The 17048-nt window shown below is 54.1% G+C and carries 16 protein-coding genes; 7 read left to right on the top strand and 9 right to left on the bottom strand.

The window, feature by feature from the left end:
* The first annotated feature begins 150 nt into the window (after positions 1 to 150).
* Entirely contained in the window at positions 151 to 1713 is a 1563-nt protein-coding gene (locus HZZ01_RS03760; RefSeq protein WP_179895560.1) for an EAL domain-containing protein, read from the top strand.
* A gap of 89 nt (positions 1714 to 1802) precedes the next feature.
* Here HZZ01_RS03760 and HZZ01_RS03755 read toward each other — a convergent pair whose 3' ends face one another.
* On the bottom strand, positions 1803 to 3383 hold the full coding sequence (locus tag HZZ01_RS03755; protein ID WP_179895559.1) for a TerC family protein: 1581 nt from the start codon (positions 3381 to 3383) through the stop codon (positions 1803 to 1805).
* A gap of 509 nt (positions 3384 to 3892) precedes the next feature.
* Here HZZ01_RS03755 and manX point away from each other — a divergent pair.
* From manX to HZZ01_RS03735, 4 genes are all read left to right on the top strand, one after another.
* Positions 3893 to 4855: a PTS mannose transporter subunit IIAB gene (gene manX, locus HZZ01_RS03750; RefSeq protein ID WP_179895558.1), complete on the top strand. Its 963-nt coding sequence runs from the start codon at positions 3893 to 3895 to the stop codon at positions 4853 to 4855.
* A gap of 63 nt (positions 4856 to 4918) precedes the next feature.
* A complete protein-coding gene (locus HZZ01_RS03745; RefSeq protein WP_033743088.1) occupies positions 4919 to 5719 on the top strand; it encodes a PTS mannose/fructose/sorbose transporter subunit IIC in 801 nt (266 codons plus the stop codon).
* 15 nt (positions 5720 to 5734) lie between these two features.
* Entirely contained in the window at positions 5735 to 6580 is an 846-nt protein-coding gene (locus HZZ01_RS03740) for a PTS mannose transporter subunit IID (protein WP_090960351.1), read from the top strand.
* Between the two features lie 90 nt (positions 6581 to 6670).
* Positions 6671 to 7129 carry a DUF986 family protein gene (locus HZZ01_RS03735; RefSeq protein WP_179895557.1) on the top strand — a complete coding sequence of 153 codons (459 nt, stop codon included), beginning with the start codon at positions 6671 to 6673 and terminating at the stop codon, positions 7127 to 7129.
* Here the strand turns inward: HZZ01_RS03735 and rlmA are convergent.
* The 4 genes from rlmA to HZZ01_RS03715 form a co-directional block, all read right to left on the bottom strand.
* Complete coding sequence (rlmA, locus tag HZZ01_RS03730) at positions 7126 to 7935, bottom strand: 23S rRNA (guanine(745)-N(1))-methyltransferase (RefSeq protein ID WP_179895556.1); 810 nt, start codon at positions 7933 to 7935, stop codon at positions 7126 to 7128. The two genes, HZZ01_RS03735 and rlmA, sit on opposite strands and share 4 nt — an antisense overlap.
* Positions 7936 to 8072: 137 nt before the next feature.
* Positions 8073 to 8282, bottom strand: a complete 210-nt coding sequence (cspE, locus tag HZZ01_RS03725) for a transcription antiterminator/RNA stability regulator CspE (protein WP_003852684.1) — start codon at positions 8280 to 8282, stop codon at positions 8073 to 8075.
* Positions 8283 to 8926: 644 nt separating this feature from the next.
* Positions 8927 to 9937, bottom strand: coding sequence for an MBL fold metallo-hydrolase (locus HZZ01_RS03720; RefSeq protein WP_179895555.1), 1011 nt, complete (start codon positions 9935 to 9937; stop codon positions 8927 to 8929).
* A gap of 18 nt (positions 9938 to 9955) precedes the next feature.
* Positions 9956 to 10228 carry a YebO family protein gene (locus tag HZZ01_RS03715; protein WP_179895554.1) on the bottom strand — a complete coding sequence of 91 codons (273 nt, stop codon included), beginning with the start codon at positions 10226 to 10228 and terminating at the stop codon, positions 9956 to 9958.
* A gap of 202 nt (positions 10229 to 10430) precedes the next feature.
* Between HZZ01_RS03715 and HZZ01_RS03710 the strand changes: the two genes are divergently transcribed.
* A complete protein-coding gene (locus HZZ01_RS03710; RefSeq protein ID WP_179895553.1) occupies positions 10431 to 10667 on the top strand; it encodes a YobH family protein in 237 nt (78 codons plus the stop codon).
* A 30-nt stretch (positions 10668 to 10697) separates the two neighbouring features.
* On the opposite strand, the gene kdgR is transcribed toward HZZ01_RS03710, so the two are convergent.
* Positions 10698 to 11489 (bottom strand): DNA-binding transcriptional regulator KdgR, encoded by a 792-nt coding sequence (gene kdgR / locus HZZ01_RS03705; RefSeq protein ID WP_179895552.1) that lies wholly within the window; start codon positions 11487 to 11489, stop codon positions 10698 to 10700.
* A 187-nt stretch (positions 11490 to 11676) separates the two neighbouring features.
* On the opposite strand from kdgR, the gene HZZ01_RS03700 reads away from it, so the two are divergent.
* A complete protein-coding gene (locus tag HZZ01_RS03700) occupies positions 11677 to 13047 on the top strand; it encodes an MFS transporter (protein WP_179895551.1) in 1371 nt (456 codons plus the stop codon).
* Positions 13048 to 13101: 54 nt separating this feature from the next.
* Here the strand turns inward: HZZ01_RS03700 and htpX are convergent, their stop codons facing one another.
* The 3 genes from htpX to proQ form a co-directional block, all read right to left on the bottom strand.
* Complete coding sequence (gene htpX / locus HZZ01_RS03695; RefSeq protein ID WP_179895550.1) at positions 13102 to 13983, bottom strand: protease HtpX; 882 nt, start codon at positions 13981 to 13983, stop codon at positions 13102 to 13104.
* Positions 13984 to 14227: 244 nt separating this feature from the next.
* Positions 14228 to 16267, bottom strand: a complete 2040-nt coding sequence (gene prc, locus HZZ01_RS03690; RefSeq protein WP_179895549.1) for a carboxy terminal-processing peptidase — start codon at positions 16265 to 16267, stop codon at positions 14228 to 14230.
* 19 nt (positions 16268 to 16286) lie between these two features.
* Positions 16287 to 16991, bottom strand: a complete 705-nt coding sequence (gene proQ, locus HZZ01_RS03685; protein ID WP_179895548.1) for an RNA chaperone ProQ — start codon at positions 16989 to 16991, stop codon at positions 16287 to 16289.
* Positions 16992 to 17048: the final 57 nt, after the last annotated feature.

Here is a 17048-nt window from a genome sequence, read left to right as displayed (position 1 = left end):
AACGGTAGAGTGTTTTCCGCGCAGCCGTCCGGCTTTTGCAGCTTTCCATACCCGCTTTCTGTCTTCCGGCCTCAATGTTGATCTGGCCGTGCCGATACTTACCCCGTCGTGTTTTGCTTTTTTACTGGCTTTTTGGGAAGGTGGATACTGATGTTTATGGCCCAGCAATTTGTTGGACAATTCAGACGCAAGCGTTTACTCATTGCACTTTCAATCGCCCTTGTGGTGATGATATTAACGCTGGCCTTTCGCTATATTGAAGAGAAGTCACGTATCGAACAGCAGGCGATGGATTTCGCCAACAAAGCCATTATGCGGTTTGACCGGATGTTCTCACCGCTCGAGGTTTCAGCGAATAACACGCTGGGTCTGGTTGGTGTTCCCTGTCAGGATGTTCGCTTTCCACTCATCGAAAAAATTTCTTCCCTGCAGACGGTCCGGGCGATCCTGCTGGTGGATAACGACGTGCTCTACTGCTCCAGTATCTATGGGCCGCGTAATATCCCCTTTAGCCAGACCTGGCCCGATTTAGCCTTTAACAGTCAGCGTATGACGCTGATAACCGATGATTATCTGCTTAAAGGTTCACCGGTTTTACTGCTGTGGACGCCAAAGAGCCAGGATAACCGCGCCGGAATTTTGCAGGTGGTTAACATCGAAATGATGAGCAATTATCTGCTGGAGCCGCAGTTGCCCTGGGTTGAACGCGCCGTCTTTAACGTCAACGGAGAGAGCCTGGAGTATGGTAATCCGATGATCGAGTCAACGGTGGCGGCTGACGATGAAGTGAGTTATGAGCAGGGCTCGCTGCGCTATCCGTTTACGCTGACCCTCTATGGCCCTTCACCGACCCGTCTGGCACTGGCGACGCTTCCCTCACAGCTGCCGCTGGCGCTGCTGCTGAGCCTGCTGATGGGCTACATCGTCTGGCTGGCGACCGCAAATCGTATGAGTCTGAGCTGGCAGATTAGTTATGGCATCACCGCCAAAGAGTTTATGGTTTATTGCCAGCCGCTAATCAACACCAGAAGCGGTGAGTGCGACGGCATTGAACTGCTGCTGCGCTGGCATAATGCCCGTCAGGGCTGGATAGCGCCGGATGTCTTTATTCCGCTGGCAGAGCGCCAGAATCTGATCAAGCCACTCACGCGCTTTGTGCTGAATGAGGTGGTACGAGAATTGCCTCAGCTCCCCCTGGATCCCGACTTCCATATCGCTATCAACGTTGCTGCCAGCCATTTTCGCGACCGCGCCATTCTTGAGGATCTGCAAAATCTGTGGTGGCCAGCCAACCCTGTGCCAAAACTGGTGGTAGAACTCACCGAGCGGGATGCCCTTCCAGTGGTGGATCAGTCGGTGATTACGCAACTGCACGATATCGGCGTCCGGCTGGCCATTGATGACTTCGGCACCGGTCACAGCTCACTCTCCTACCTGAAAGATTTGCAGCCCGATGTACTGAAGATCGACAAGATTTTCACTGCGGCCATCGGTACTGACGCGATAAACGCCACGGTGACAGATATGGTCATTTCGCTGGCCCAGCGTCTGAATATCAGTCTGGTGGCTGAGGGGGTAGAAACGGCTGAGCAGGCGGATTATTTGCGCGAACGTGGCGTGGATCATCTGCAGGGCTACTATTTCGCCCGTCCGATGCCGCTGCAGGATTTTCCGGCGTGGCTGATGTTGCATCAGGCTGATGTCCACAGATAACAAAACAGCCGCGGCGTTGAAGCAGCGGCTGTCGGGAAGATTCAGCGTGGCCGGTGATACCGGCATCGCCTTAGCAACAACGCGAACAATTAACCTTCTTCATTCTCGTCATGCGGTTTATCTTTGGTGACACGCACCAGATCAATACGGTAGTCAGTGGCTTCAATGATCTGGAAGTGCAGCGGAGTGATATCAATCACATCGCCCGGCACCGGTAACTGCCCTTTCTGCTCAATCAACAGGCCTGCCAGCGAGGCGTGGTCTTCTGTCGGATCGACCAGCTCATGGAAGTCGAGCAACTGCTGCAGTGAGTGAAGATCGGTTCCGCCTTTCACTAACCAGCCATCCCCATCCGCAATGATGTCGGGCGTTTCATCTTCATCCGGGAATTCACCCGCAATCGCTTCCAGCACGTCCAGCGGGGTAATCAGACCCTGAACCACGCCAAACTCGTTGGTCACGATCACGAAGCTGCCTCTGGCACGACGCAGCACACCAAGCAGGTTGATCGGATCCAGCGTCTCCGGTACCACGATGGTCGGCGTGTTAGCCGCAAAGGTCGCGACGTCTGTGCCATGCTCCAGCGCCACCAGCAGCTCTTTGGCGCGCACTACGCCGACAATTTCATCCAGCTCACCTCTGCAGACCGGGAACAGGCTGTGCGGCGTATCCAGTAACTGACCGCGAATCTCATCCACCGGACGATTCGCATCGACCCAGGAGATATCACCACGCGGCGTCATGATGCTGCGAATTGAGCGGGAAGCCAGCGTCAGGACGCCATTTATCATGTAACGCTCTTCATCTTTAAATGCTTCCTGCGGCATTGCTTCCGCCAGCGCAGCCTCTTCGCTGCTGCTGGTATTGCTATTACTGGCCTGATGTGCGCGGTTGCGGCCACCCATCAGGCGGAGAATCGCCTCTGCGGTGCGTTCACGCATCGGCCGATTGGACTGATGGCGAATAAAGTTACGACGCGCAATCTGATTAAACATCTCAATCAGAATCGAGAAGCCAATCGCCGCATAGAGGTATCCCTTAGGAATATGGAAGCCAAAGCCTTCTGCCACCAGGGACAGGCCAATCATCAACAGGAAGCTCAGACAGAGCACCACCACGGTCGGATGCGCGTTAACGAAGTTGGTTAACGGCTTAGACGCCAGCAGCATCACACCCATCGCAATCACCACGGCGGTCATCATCACCGGCAGGTGGTTGACCATACCCACAGCGGTGATAACGGCATCCAGCGAGAAAACCGCGTCCAGCACCACAATCTGTGTCACAACTGCCCAGAAACTGGCATATCCCCGATTACCTGACCCGTCGAGCTGCCGGTTCTCCAGCCTCTCGTGTAGCTCCATCGTCGCTTTAAACAACAGGAACAGACCACCCGCCAGCAGAATTAAATCACGACCTGCAAAGCTGAAACCGCCTACGCTGAAAAGAGGCGTCGTCAGTGTGACCATCCAGGAGATCAGCGAAAGCAGGCCCAGACGCATTACCAGCGCCAGCGACAAACCGATTAAGCGTGCTTTATCACGCTGCTTAGGCGGCAGTTTGTCGGCCAGAATGGCAATAAACACCAGGTTATCGATGCCCAATACAATTTCCAGCACGATAAGGGTCATCAAACCCACCCAGATTGAGGGGTCGAATAAAAATTCCATTATTTATGACTCCAGAACAGGGAACAGATTGAGCCGGTGCGTATCAGCGCAGTCAAGCGTGACATCCGGGTAGTCGGGAAAGCGGTGAAAATGCCGCGAGGCGAAAGGTGACGCGCCAGCAGGCGCAAAGAACAGGTTAAGCGACGTCGGTGACGATCCATAAAGGTGGGCTGAAGCCCGTTACTCCTGAGTAATAAACAGAACGTTAATGTATCAGGTCGGCGAATTGCGTCAAAAAATTTTCTTATTTTTACAATCTTTAGAGTGGATGATCAGGCGCATAAAAAAGGTGACTCGCCTCTTCACAGGGTGAATAGCTGACAGACATCACATAATTTATTTTTTCGATCACTAAAATAAATCGCGACTTTATCACCTTAACGTCATTACCCCATGTTTTGTCGACGCTATACCGACTAACAGAACCACCCGGTTAAAACCATAACCAAAGCATGACTTAAAACAGTTCATTGACTCAGATGAGCATCTCTAGCGAACGGAGGTAGCACGTGACCATTGCGATTGTAATTGGTACACATGGCTGGGCAGCGGAACAACTGCTTAAAACAGCAGAAATGCTGTTGGGCGAGCAGGACAATGTCGGCTGGATAGACTTTGTCCCCGGTGAAAATGCAGAAACGCTGATTGAAAAATATAACGCACGACTGGCAGAACTGGATACCAGCAAGGGGGTCCTGTTTTTAGTCGATACCTGGGGCGGCAGCCCGTTTAATGCGGCCAGCCGTATCGTGGTCGACAAGCCCCAATATGAGGTCATCGCTGGAGTTAATATTCCGATGCTGGTCGAAACCCTGATGGCGCGCGATGACGATCCCGGATTTGACGAACTGGTCGCCGTTGCGGTGGAAACCGGCCGTGAAGGGGTTAAAGCCCTGAAAGCCAAAGAAGCCGAACCGGCACCGGCTGCGGTAAAACCGGCCGCTGCGGCGCAACCGGCTAAACCGATGGCGCCTGGCGATCATATGAAAATCGGGCTTACGCGCATTGATGACCGCCTGATTCATGGCCAGGTCGCAACGCGCTGGACCAAAGAGACCAACGTGCAACGCATTATCGTGGTCAGTGATGAAGTCGCCAACGATCACGTGCGCAAGACCCTGCTGACCCAGGTCGCCCCGCCAGGGGTGACGGCCCATGTAGTGGATGTCGATAAGATGGTGCGGGTGTGGAATAACCCGAAGTATGGTCAGGATCGCGTGATGCTGCTGTTTACCAATCCTACCGATGTTCTGCGCGTCGTAGAACAGGGGGTAGATATTAAAACGGTGAACATCGGCGGGATGGCATTCCGCCAGGGGAAAACCCAGGTCAACAATGCGGTCTCGGTTGATGAAAAAGATATTGCGGCCTTCCGTAAACTCAATGAACGCAATATTGAACTGGAAGTGCGTAAAGTGTCCAGTGACCAGAAACTGAAAATGATGGATTTGATTGCAAAAGTTAACGCATAACAGAAGCACGTCTGCGCCTGCGTTTCCGGGCTCATCGTTATCCTGCTGAGGACAAGAAGTATGATGGAAATAACCTCGCTACAAATTATTTTGATTTTTATTGTTGCCTGTATTGCCGGTATGGGGTCGATTCTGGATGAGTTCCAGTTTCACCGTCCGCTGGTGGCCTGTACCCTGATTGGTATCGTGCTGGGAGATATGAAAACCGGCATTATCATCGGCGGTACGCTGGAGATGATTGCGCTGGGCTGGATGAACATCGGTGCCGCTGTGGCCCCTGATGCTGCCCTTGCCTCCATCATCTCGACCATCCTGGTTATCGCTGGCGGTCAGAGCGTGGGCGCCGGTATCGCGCTGGCGATTCCGCTGGCTGCCGCCGGACAGGTGCTGACTATTATTGTGCGTACGCTGACCGTGGCCTTCCAGCACGCAGCCGATAAAGCTGCCGAGAAAGGTAATCTCACGGCTATTTCCTGGATCCATGTCTCTGCCCTGCTGTTACAGGCGATGCGTATCGCCATCCCGGCACTGATTGTGGCGATTTCGGTCGGCACCAGTGCGGTTCACGCTCTGCTCAGTTCTATACCTGAAGTGGTCACCAACGGTCTGAATATCGCCGGTGGCATGATTGTGGTGGTCGGTTACGCAATGGTCATCAACATGATGCGCGCCGGCTACCTGATGCCGTTCTTCTACCTGGGCTTCGTGACTGCAGCCTTCACCAACTTCAACCTGGTGGCGCTGGGCGTGATTGGCGTAGTGATGGCGGTGCTATACATTCAGCTCAGCCCGAAATACAACCGTGTGGCGGGAGCACCAAATGGTGCAGCAACCGCAAACGATCTTGATAACGAACTCGATTAAGGAACAGGTGAGCACATGGTTGATATTACGAAAGTCGAAAAGAAACTGACACCCGGGGATGTCCGCGCCGTCTTTATGCGATCTAACCTGTTCCAGGGTTCATGGAACTTTGAACGTATGCAGGCGCTGGGCTTCTGCTTCTCAATGGTACCGGTGATCCGCCGTCTCTATCCGGAGAACAACGATGAGCGCAAGCAGGCGATAAAGCGTCATCTGGAGTTCTTTAATACCCATCCTTATGTGGCCGCGCCGGTACTGGGTGTCACCATGGCGATGGAAGAGCAGCGTGCCAACGGTGCCCCAATCGACGACGCAGCGATTAACGGCCTGAAAGTCGGCCTGATGGGACCGCTGGCCGGTGTCGGCGACCCGATCTTCTGGGGCACGGTGCGTCCGGTGTTTGCCGCGCTGGGTGCCGGTATCGCAATGAGTGGCAGTCTGCTGGGGCCGTTGCTGTTCTTTGTCCTGTTTAACCTGGCGCGCCTGCTGACCCGCTACTACGGCGTGGCGTATGGCTATCGTAAAGGGATCGACATTGTCAGCGACATGGGCGGCGGTTTTCTGCAGAAGCTCACGGAGGGCGCCTCGATTCTGGGCCTGTTTGTCATGGGGGCGCTGGTCAACAAATGGACGCACGTTAACATCCCGCTGGTCGTCTCGCGCATAACCGACTCCACCGGTAAAACCACCGTCACCACGGTACAGTCGATCCTTGATCAGCTGATGCCGGGCGTGGTGCCGCTGCTGCTGACCTTTGGCTGTATGTGGCTGTTACGTCGTAAAGTGAACGCGCTGTGGATTATCGTTGGCTTCTTTGCCATCGGTATCTTTGGTTACTGGATCGGCCTGCTCGGTCTGTAATTTCACCCGGCCGGGAGCCTGCGTTCCCGGCCTTTAAGCGCGGTGAGCTGAGCCACGAGCGGCTGAGCTCACCCTGTTTGAGGTAGTGTAATGTCTTTAACTGACGCATTGATTGCGTGTTTTATCGCCGCCCTGATGGGGTTTGCCATTTACCATGAGGCGATTCTGCCGCGTCGTCATGGACCAACCCGCTTACGGGTGGCGCTGCGCAGGCAGCATAAAGCCGACAGCCTGATTTTCATCGGCCTGCTGCTTATCCTGCTGTGGAACAACGTCACTCATCATGGCCCGCAGCTCACCACCTCACTGCTGATGGTGCTGAGTTTTCTGGCGTTCTGGCTCTTCTGGCTGCGAAAACCTACGCTACTGATGAAGAATGAGGGTTTATTTTACGCCGGTGTCTGGATCGATTACCGGCGGATTCAGGGGATGAATCTCTCTGAGGATGGCATTCTGGTGATCCAGCTCGAACAGCGTCGGCTGCTAATCGCAGTGCAGCAACTCGACGATCTGGAGCGCATCTATAACACCCTGGTAGAGGCGCGTTAGTCGCGCTGCCACACTGTCAGGCTAAAGTCGGCATCGCAGCTAAACTGCTCGCTCTGCTGCAGGGTTTGCCAGACCGCCTCCCGCGCCCGCCAGGCAAATGGCGTCATCTGCAGCAGGGTTGTCGCCGCTAAGCCGGTCAAGGCCATCGGATAATGCAGCGCCTGCTGGTTAACCTGAGTGAATCCTGGATACGCTTTTTGCTCCGGCACATGTAACTGTACTTCGCGGTAAATCAGCGCTTTGAACTGCTGCAAATGATGCGGGCCGGGCGTAACGGTCAGCACCAGGCCACCCGGCTTCAGCACGCGGGCCAGTTCCGCTTCATTGCAGGGTGCGTAGATGCGTACCACCGCATCCAGGGCCTGATCGGCAAAAGGTAAACGCTGGCTGGAGGCGACACAGAAGCGCACCGCAGGGTAACGCTTTGCCGCCAACCGGATGGCCATTCGGGCGACATCCAGTCCATAAATCTGTGAACCAGTGCCTGCCGCTTCTGCCAGTGCGGCAGTGTAGTAGCCTTCGCCGCAGCCAATATCCAGGATCTTGCATTCCTGCTGGTCCAGCGCCGGGGCGAGAAGGCTCACGACCTTATCACGCAGCGGCTGATAGTAGCCGGCCTCAAGAAATTCCCGTCGTGCCTGCATCATCTCTGCACTGTCACCCGGCTCCCGTGACCGTTTATGCTGAACGGGCAGCAGATTAACGTAACCTTCTTTCGCCTGATCAAACTGATGGCGATTTTCGCAGCACCAGCTGCGGTCGGTGAAGATCAGAGGAGAGTGACAAAGAGGGCAAATCAGGGACATAAGGTGCTCCGGCATCAGATAACGCGGCGCAGTGTAACCTTAACGTTTACGCATCGGAAGCATAAAGAAAGCCCCGGCTGAAGAGCCAGGGCTTTAAGATTCCGTGTCAGGGTGCAATGCACCGAGGCGGAGTCGAATCAGATAGCAGTAACGTTAACTGCTGCCGGGCCTTTCTGGCCGTCCTGAATTTCGAACTCGACGCTCTGGCCTTCAGCCAGGGTTTTGAAACCATTGCCCTGAATTGCAGAGAAGTGTACGAACACATCTTTGCTGCCGTCAGCAGGGGTGATAAAACCAAAACCTTTAGACTCGTTGAACCACTTAACCTGACCTTTAATCTTTGCCATTTTGCAAATTCCTTTAGATGTTTATTTAGCCCGAAGGCTGTCATACAGAAAAACCAGAGACATTACTGCATGAGGCACTAATTAAGGTTCGGCAAGGAAGCGGAATTCAACGTCAACGTCTTTACTCGTACTTCTTTACTGAAGATGCCATGCATAAACAGAACTGTACCTCGTTTAACTCAGGAATTGTTATCACATATCCTAAAAATAATGGCAAGCCATTTTTAAGGCCTCAGTAAGCCTGCACACATAATTGCCAGAAGGCTCACATTGACTGTCAGGCAGGGTTTACAAAATCCCGCGAGAATAACGCGTCAGCGCGGCCAGCGCCCTTTCATACCTCTACAGCCAGGGCTAACCCGATGGATACCATAAGAAATTAATATTTCACAAATATGGCAATAACAGAATGAATAAGCGAAGCGGAAACGGAGACAATTCTCAGAAATCGGCTGCCAATCCTGTACAGCACCTTTTATTTCGTACAAATAACATTTTTTTTGCACCAAAAGCAGGAGAGGCACATCAGACTTGCTCTGAATAAAAGCAACGAAGCCGATTTCACTTATTAGGAATTCAGCTTTTGATTTGAAAAAATTGATATCAGATAAAAAAACCGTCGGGATTTGTTTATCCCGAAGGCTTTAAGATAAATCCTGGGCGAGATTATTCAGCCTGCGACTCTCGCCTATTCGCCAGGGCGCGAAGCCACCATTCTGCTCGTTTGCTCGCCGCAACGCATCCGACAGTTCTTTCGGTGGCGCATCCAGCGATTCATCGGCCAGTTCAAACACGCCCCAATGAATCGGCAGCGTCAGCGGCTTGCCTGCTGCCTGCCACAATGCCACCGCCTGATCGGGATCCATATGCTGGCTCGCCATGAACCATTTGGGTGCATAAGCGCCGATCGGTAAAGCTGCCAGGCTGAACGGTCCAAGACGGGAAGGAATCTCCAGCAGGCTATCGCTGTAGCCGCTATCACCCGAGAACCAGAACCGCACAGAAGCAGAACGCACGACCCAGCCGCACCATAACGAACGGTTTCGGTCGCGTGGCGTTCGCATACTCCAGTGACGTGCCGGTACCGCATCAAAACAGAGGTCGCCGAGCGTTATCTGCTGCCACCAGTCGAGCTGATGAACCTGTTTAACTCCTCGTGCCCTGCACCACTTCGCCAGACCCAGCGGAACAATAAAGGTGGCCTGCGGAAACCGCCGGACAATGGCTTTAACCGTTGGCCGATCCAGATGATCGTAGTGGTTATGGGAAATAAGCACGACATCCAGACGCGGCAGGTCAGCGATGCTGAGCGGCGCGGGAGTTTTTCGCTGCGGCCCGGCAAACGACAGCGGCGAAGCGCGTGACGAGAGCGCCGGATCGATCAGGATATATTGTCCGTTCAACCGCAACATCACGGCGGCATGTCCCAGCCACCAGATGCGATCGTCACGGCCGCGGGTATCTGCCGGCTGCCACCATTGATCGGTGAATGCCCGATAGCCCTGCTGCGGTGGCTGCGGCAGCCCCTGAGCTTTGCGCGCCTTGCGCCAGCGCTGAAGATCGCCGGGCTTACGTGCCTCCGGTTCAGGATTACAAAATCCCTCTGGCGTGTGGTGCGCCTTACTGCTGTCATACCACGGATTTTTCCAGGCCATCCCGCCTCTCTGCTGTGATTAACGTTCCGGGATTAACCGGATAAAGTCGCGTTTCTCGCGATCGTCTTCACTTTTTTTAACCTCTGCGCCGGGTTGCATCTCAATCAGACGGCGCAGCAGCTGATTCTGTTTCTTCTGCTCTTCCAGCAAAGACGCCAGTAAACGGATTTGTTCACCGGCACGCACACTGGCCCGGTTAACGAAGAACCAGGCGATAAACGCCACAATCAAAATAATGACCAGCAGGCCATAGCTGACCAGAGGTCCCGAATTTGCGGCTAACTCATTCATAACTGCCTCGTAAAACTAAGGGAAAATTAATAACCGTTCATTCTACCTGTCGCCATCGCAAAAGATAATGGGGTTAACATCAATGCAGATTTTGCCGTTTCAGTTATCTCTGATCGATCCCGCCCGAAAAGCGAGGCATGCTGATATCATCATAACCGGCAGCCCAGGTGGAGCGCTGAGTTATCTTTCACAAGGAGATACGATGAAACTGTTTATTCGCACAATAGGCTTGCTAGCCGTGATCTGGCTGGCCATGCTGTTTACCGGCTATGGCGTATTAACCGGCAGTACAAAGAATGCAGCCGGGCTCGGGCTGCAGTGCAGCTATCTGACCGCGCGCGGCGTGATCAACGCGCAGTATCTGCACACTGACAGTGGCGTCGTGGGCGTGACGGATTGTCCATTGCTGAAGAAAAACGGAGAAGTGATCGATAACTAGTAGAATGGCGGGCCGGATGGCCCGCTGTTGTCAGAACGGATAGTCGTGATAGCCCATCTCTGATGAAAGCGTGCGCGCCGCACGATGCAGCATGGCCACGTAATCCTGGCGGGCATCTTCTGAAAAACGAATGGTGGGAAAAGAGATACTGAGCCCCGCAATCACCACGCCAAAACGGTCGAATACCGGCACGGCGAGGCAGCGTAAACCCTCTTCCTGCTCTTCGTTATCTTCACCATAGCCCTGTGTTCTGACCTGATCCAGCGTTGTAATCAACGCCTCGGCGCTTAATAGCGTATTAGCCGTGCTACGTTTGAACTCCACATCCCGCAAAATCTCTTCAACTTCGCTTCGGTCGCGCCAGGCAAGCAGGACTTTACCAATTGCGGTGGTATGCAGCGGATTACGACGGCCAATGCGTGAATACATACGCAGGTTATAGAGTGAGTCGATTTTGTGGATGTAGACAATGCTGTCCTCTTCCAGCGCCCCCAGGTGAATCGTCTCTTTTGTCAGACGCGACAGCTCACGCATCTGCACATCCGCACTGCGGATTAAATCGACGTTCTGCAGCGCTTTAGCACCCAACTCAAACAGTTTCAGCGTCAGTGAATACTTCTCGCTCTCACCTTCCTGCGTGACATAACCCAGCGACTTCATGGTCTGCAGAAAACGGTAGACGGTGCTTTTTGACATCATCACGCGCTGCGCGAGCTCAGTGATACCATGATCGCGCTCTTCACCCAGCGCCTGCAGAATGCCGAACACTTTGAGTACCGACGAGACGGAATCGGGCTGTTTATCATTTTCAGCAGAGGACATCGCGCACCTTGTTAAACCTGTTTCAAAAAAAATGGAACGGACCGTAAGTATAGAGTGAGGCACATGATGGCAGCAATGCTTTAACCATTAAGTCATATTTTAAGACAGTTTTTTCTCTATCCGATCGCTGCATTTCAGCGCTAATTTCATTAGCATGATGATATTCACCTTCCTTAGTAGTTAATTTATGACACTCTCCCCTCCTCAGGATGGATTACCGACGCGTCAGCGCTTTATGGCTATCATCACCATTGCGCTGGGCCTGACCATGGCGGTGCTGGATGGCGCGATTGCCAACGTCGCGTTGCCTACCATCTCGCGTGAATTGAATGCCAGCCCGGCGCAGTCAATCTGGATTGTGAACGCCTATCAGATTGCGATTATCGTCTCGCTGCTGTCGCTCTCCTTTCTGGGCGATATGCTGGGCTATCGCCGCGTCTATCAGGCGGGTCTGGCGCTGTTTATTGCGACCTCGCTGTTCTGCGCTTTTTCAACCACGCTCTCCATGCTGACCCTGGCCCGCGTGCTGCAGGGCCTGGGCGGTGCGGCGCTGATGAGTGTGAATACCGCGCTGATACGCATTATCTATCCCCAGCGTTATCTGGGACGCGGCATGGCGATTAACTCGCTGGTGGTGGCAGTTTCGACCGCAGCAGGCCCGACAGTAGCGGCCGCGATCCTTTCGGTAGCAAGCTGGAAATGGCTGTTTCTGATTAACGTCCCGCTGGGGGCCATTGCACTCTGGCTGGCGCTGCGCACACTACCTGACAATCCGCAGAAAACCACCGCACAGAAATTCGATGTGCCCAGCGCAATCATGAATGCCCTGTTCTTTGGTCTGATCATCTCCGCATTGAGCGGTTTTGCTCAGGGCCAGAGTCATCTGCTGGTGCTATCGGAGGTGGTTGTTCTGCTGGTGGTGGGCGGATTCTTTATTCGCCGTCAGTTAAACATGGCGGTGCCGCTGTTGCCGGTTGATCTACTGCGAATCCCGATTTTCAGCCTATCGATGGGAACGTCTGTTTGTTCCTTCTGTGCGCAGATGCTGGCGATGGTCTCGCTGCCCTTCTTTCTGCAAAACGTCCTGCTGCGCAATGAGGTGGCAACCGGTTTACTGCTGACGCCCTGGCCGCTGGCGACAATGGTGTTTGCGCCAGTTTCCGGTCGCTTGATTGAGCGGGTACATGCCGGGCTGCTGGGAGGAATTGGACTGGCGATGTTCGCCCTGGGGCTGTTCCTGCTCGCCTGGCTGCCAGCAAACCCTGGCGATGGCGATATTATCTGGCGCATGATGTTATGCGGTGCTGGTTTTGGGCTGTTCCAGTCACCCAACAACCACACGATTGTCACCTCTGCTCCGCGTAACCGCAGCGGCGCCGCCAGTGGCATGCTGGGTACCGCGCGCCTGCTGGGTCAGAGTATGGGTGCCGCGCTGGTTGCGCTGATGTTTAATCTGTTTGATGAGCGTGGCACGCACGTTTCGCTGCTGCTGGCGGGTGGCTTTGCCGCCGTGGCTGCACTGGTCAGCGTGTCGCGCATGACGCAGACCCGCGCCTGATGCTATAAACAGAAAAGGCGACCCGAGGGTCGCCTTGTGTTGATCTGCCTGGCACTACTTCAGATACTGACCGCTGCGCAGTGCTTCAATACGCTTATCTAACGGCGGATGCGACATAAACAATTCGCTGAATGATTTGCCTTTGCCGTTGATGCAGAACGCCATCATGCTGCTCGGCTCCTGCGGTTCATAGCTGGTTTTCAGACGCTGTAACGCCGCAATCATCTTCTCACGACCGACCAGCTTCGCTGAACCGGCATCGGCATGGAACTCACGGTGACGGGAGAACCACATCGTGATGATGCTGGCAAGAATACCAAACACCAGTTCCAGCACCATCGACACTGCAAAGTAGACCAGAGGGTTGCCGTTGCTGCTTTCCTCTCCATCACGGTTGCCGGACATAAAGCCCGCTGCGATCTGCGCCAGAATACGGGAAACAAAAATCACAAAGGTGTTCACCACACCCTGAATCAGCGTCATGGTAATCATGTCACCGTTAGCGATGTGCGACACTTCGTGAGCCAGCACCGCTTCCGCTTCATCACGGCTCATGTTCTGCAGCAGACCGGTTGAGACAGCAACCAGCGAGGCGTTACGTCGTGCGCCGGTCGCAAAGGCATTGATGTCAGGTGCGTGATAGATCGCAACCTGTGGCATCGCAATGCCCGCCTGTCGGGCCTGCCGGCCAATGGTATCCACCAGCCAGCGCTCAGTTTCGTTGCGTGGCTGTTCAATCACTTCACCGCCAACCGATCGCAGCGCCATCCACTTCGACATCAGCAGTGAAACAAACGCACCGCCGAAGCCAAACAGGCCTGCCATGATCATCAGGCCCTGAACACTGCTTGACTGGATCCCTGTCAGGCTGAGAATCAGCCCGAATACCAACATCACAGCCAGGTTGGTCATCAGGAAAAGAGCAATACGCATCATTTTTGTTAATCTTCCTCAGTAGTTCACGCGCCTATACGCGGATCCATATCCTATGAGCATTGGGCGGCTTTTCAAGCGACCTTAACGTTTAAGTGCCTAAAAAGACATAACTTTACATTCTGACCCGCCCGATAAGTAACCCAGCCTGCAGGCGGCTTGTCGCACGCTACTCATGCGTTACTGGAAACTTTTGCGGGCGCAAAAAAAAGCACCGCTCAGCGGTGCTTTTTCTGGCAACAGCGGATTATTTAGCCGCGGGTGCGTCTGGCTGGGATTTCTCCAGCTGCGCAAGATCGTTAGCGATCTTCACCGTCTCATCGAGATACGGATCCGGCTCTTTATAATCTTTCGGCAGCTCATCCAGGTTTTTCAGCGGTTTTTTACCTTCAGCCTGATAGCGTGCGTTGATTCGCTCCAGTCGTGACGCATCATCTTCGTGATTCTCTTTCTCTCGCTGAGCAAGGTTAAGTGACACGATGTTGCGCTTATCTTTCAGGGCATTGTAACGTGCAATGTCCTTCATGATGTACTGGAACTCGCGATCCTGTGCGATGCGATCAGCATGCTGCTTCGTCAGCTGCGCAACCAGTGGTTTAACATCACCGGTTTTGGCATAGGTCGCCGCTTTGATGCTGTCCCACGGCAGTGCGTTATCCTCAAATTTCTCTCCGGTTTCAGCTGCTTCTACGCCGGTTGGCATCAGCAGATCCGGCGTGACGCCTTTACGCTGTGTACTGCCGCCATTAATGCGATAGAACTTCTGAATGGTGTAAGAAACGGAGCCTAACGCTGGCCACTCCGGACGCAGCATCTGGTCGTAGATGCGGTTCAGAGAGCGATACTGCTGAACGGTGCCTTTGCCAAAGGTCGGTTCACCAACGATCACCGCACGACCATAATCCTGCATCGCGGCAGCAAAGATCTCCGAGGCTGAAGCGCTGAAGCGATCGACCAGCACCACCAGCGGACCTTTGTAGTAAACAACGCCGTCGTTGTCGCTGTCTTCACGAACCCGACCATTGTTGTCACGAACCTGTACCACCGGACCACTCGGAATAAACAGGCCGGAAAGCGATACCGCTTCGGTCAGTGCACCGCCGCCGTTGGTACGCAGATCGATTACTACGCTGTCGACGTTCTGCTTCTGCAGTTTCTGCAGCTGTACTTTTACGTCATCGGTCAGACCGACATAGAAGCCAGGAATATCGAGCACGCCGACTTTCTGCTTGCCGACATTTTTAATGGTCAGTTTAACCGCGCGATCTTCCAGACGGATTTTCTCACGCGTCAGCGTTACGGTACGGGTTTTCGTGCCTTTGCCTGCTGGCAGAACTTCCAGACGCACCTTACTGCCCTTCGGTCCTTTGATTTTTGCCACGACATCATCCAGACGCCAGCCGATTACATCTTCCATCGGCTTACCTGGCTGACCCACACCCACGATGCGATCGCCAACGGTAATCGCTTTGCTTTTCGCTGCCGGGCCGCCTGCGACCATCGAGTTGATGACGGTGTAGTCGTCATCCATCTGCAGTACTGCACCAATGCCTTCCAGTGACAGGCTCATTTCGGTGTTGAACTGCTCGGTGTTACGCGGTGAAAGATAACTGGTATGCGGATCGATTTCACGGGCGAAAGCGTTCATCACCAGCTGGAAAACGTCTTCACCGTTGCTCTGGGCCAGACGACGGATCGCGAAGTTGTAACGCTTAGTCAGAACGTCACGGATCTCATTATCGTCTTTACCCGCCAGCTTCAGACTGAGCTGGTCATATTTGACCTTGGCATCCCAGAGTGCATTCAGTTCTGCCTGCGTTTTCGGCCAGGGTGCTTTCGCGCGATCAATGTCGATAGTGTCATTGCCGCTGAAGTTCATCGGACGCGCCAGCACCGTCAGCGCATATTGATAGCGCTCAAAACGGCGTTTCTGCGCCAGATTATAAATATCGTAAAAGAGGTCCAGCTTGCCACTGCGTAGCTCATCGCCGACGGTGGTTTTTTTGCTGTCAAACTGCGCCACATCTGATGCCAGCAGCACATTATGGCTATAGTCGAGCATGTTCAGATAGCGATCAAAAATTTTCGCTGAAAAATTCTGATCCAGATCGAACTGGCGATAGTGGGAACGCGTAAAGCGCGACGTGACACGCTCACTGACCGTAGGATCCTGCGGGTCTTCGTGAAGCTGGGGAATCTGGTCGGCGCGCGTGATGTTCTCCGCGCCGAAGGTTGGGCCTGCTAAGAGCAGGCCCGCAATAAGTCCAACTTTAAAAAGGGTGTTCATGCCGGGGTTAGCCTCCGTTTCAGAACTGCAAGTGTTCTGCGCGCACAATCATTGCCATGCCGGAAGCGAGCTGGACCCGAACGCCGTCTTTTGATACTTCAAGAACGGTAGCGTCCATCGCACTTTTGCCTGCTTTAACTTTTATACTCTGGCCGGGTTGCAAAGTTGAGGTATCAGTGATGGGTCGGGCTTCCTGCTCCGGACGTGGGGCTGGCTTGCGATGCTGTGAAGCGGTCGCCCGCGGTGCTGCAGTAGTCTGCGGACGCGGTTTACGCGCAGCGTCACCTTCTGCAGGCTTACGTGCCGCGGGCTTGCGTGGACGACGCGGGGCTGGGCCCTCTTCGCCTTCGCCTGCTTCACGGCGTGCAGCGCGCTGCTGGTCACGCTGCGCCTGGACGCGGGCTTTCGCTTCTTCCAGCTGTTTGCGTGCATGCTCAACGTGTTGCTCATCCAGCACGCCACAGGCATTGCCGTCGAGATCGACACGGATAGCACCGGCTTTAATGCCGTAGAGATAACGCCAGCTTGACGTATAAAGACGCAGCGCAGAACGCAGCTGTGTTTTGCTCAGACCCATTTCGCCCTGAACACGCTCTACCAGATCCTGAAAGATACCGATTTTGAGCGGACGCGCTTCACCTTCAGCGCTAAAGCAGTGCGGAAAGCGCTCCGCCAGAAAAGTGATGACTTCTTTACTGCTATTCAACTTAGGTTGATTTTCCATGAAATTTCCTGATTACAACGGGTTTGCCGACCAGCGCAGGCATGAACAGGCGACATT

The organism is Pantoea sp. WMus005 (genome assembly GCF_013415305.1).
GTDB classification, from domain to species: domain Bacteria; phylum Pseudomonadota; class Gammaproteobacteria; order Enterobacterales; family Enterobacteriaceae; genus Pantoea; species Pantoea rara.
This window is presented reverse-complemented; position numbering and strand designations above follow the sequence as displayed.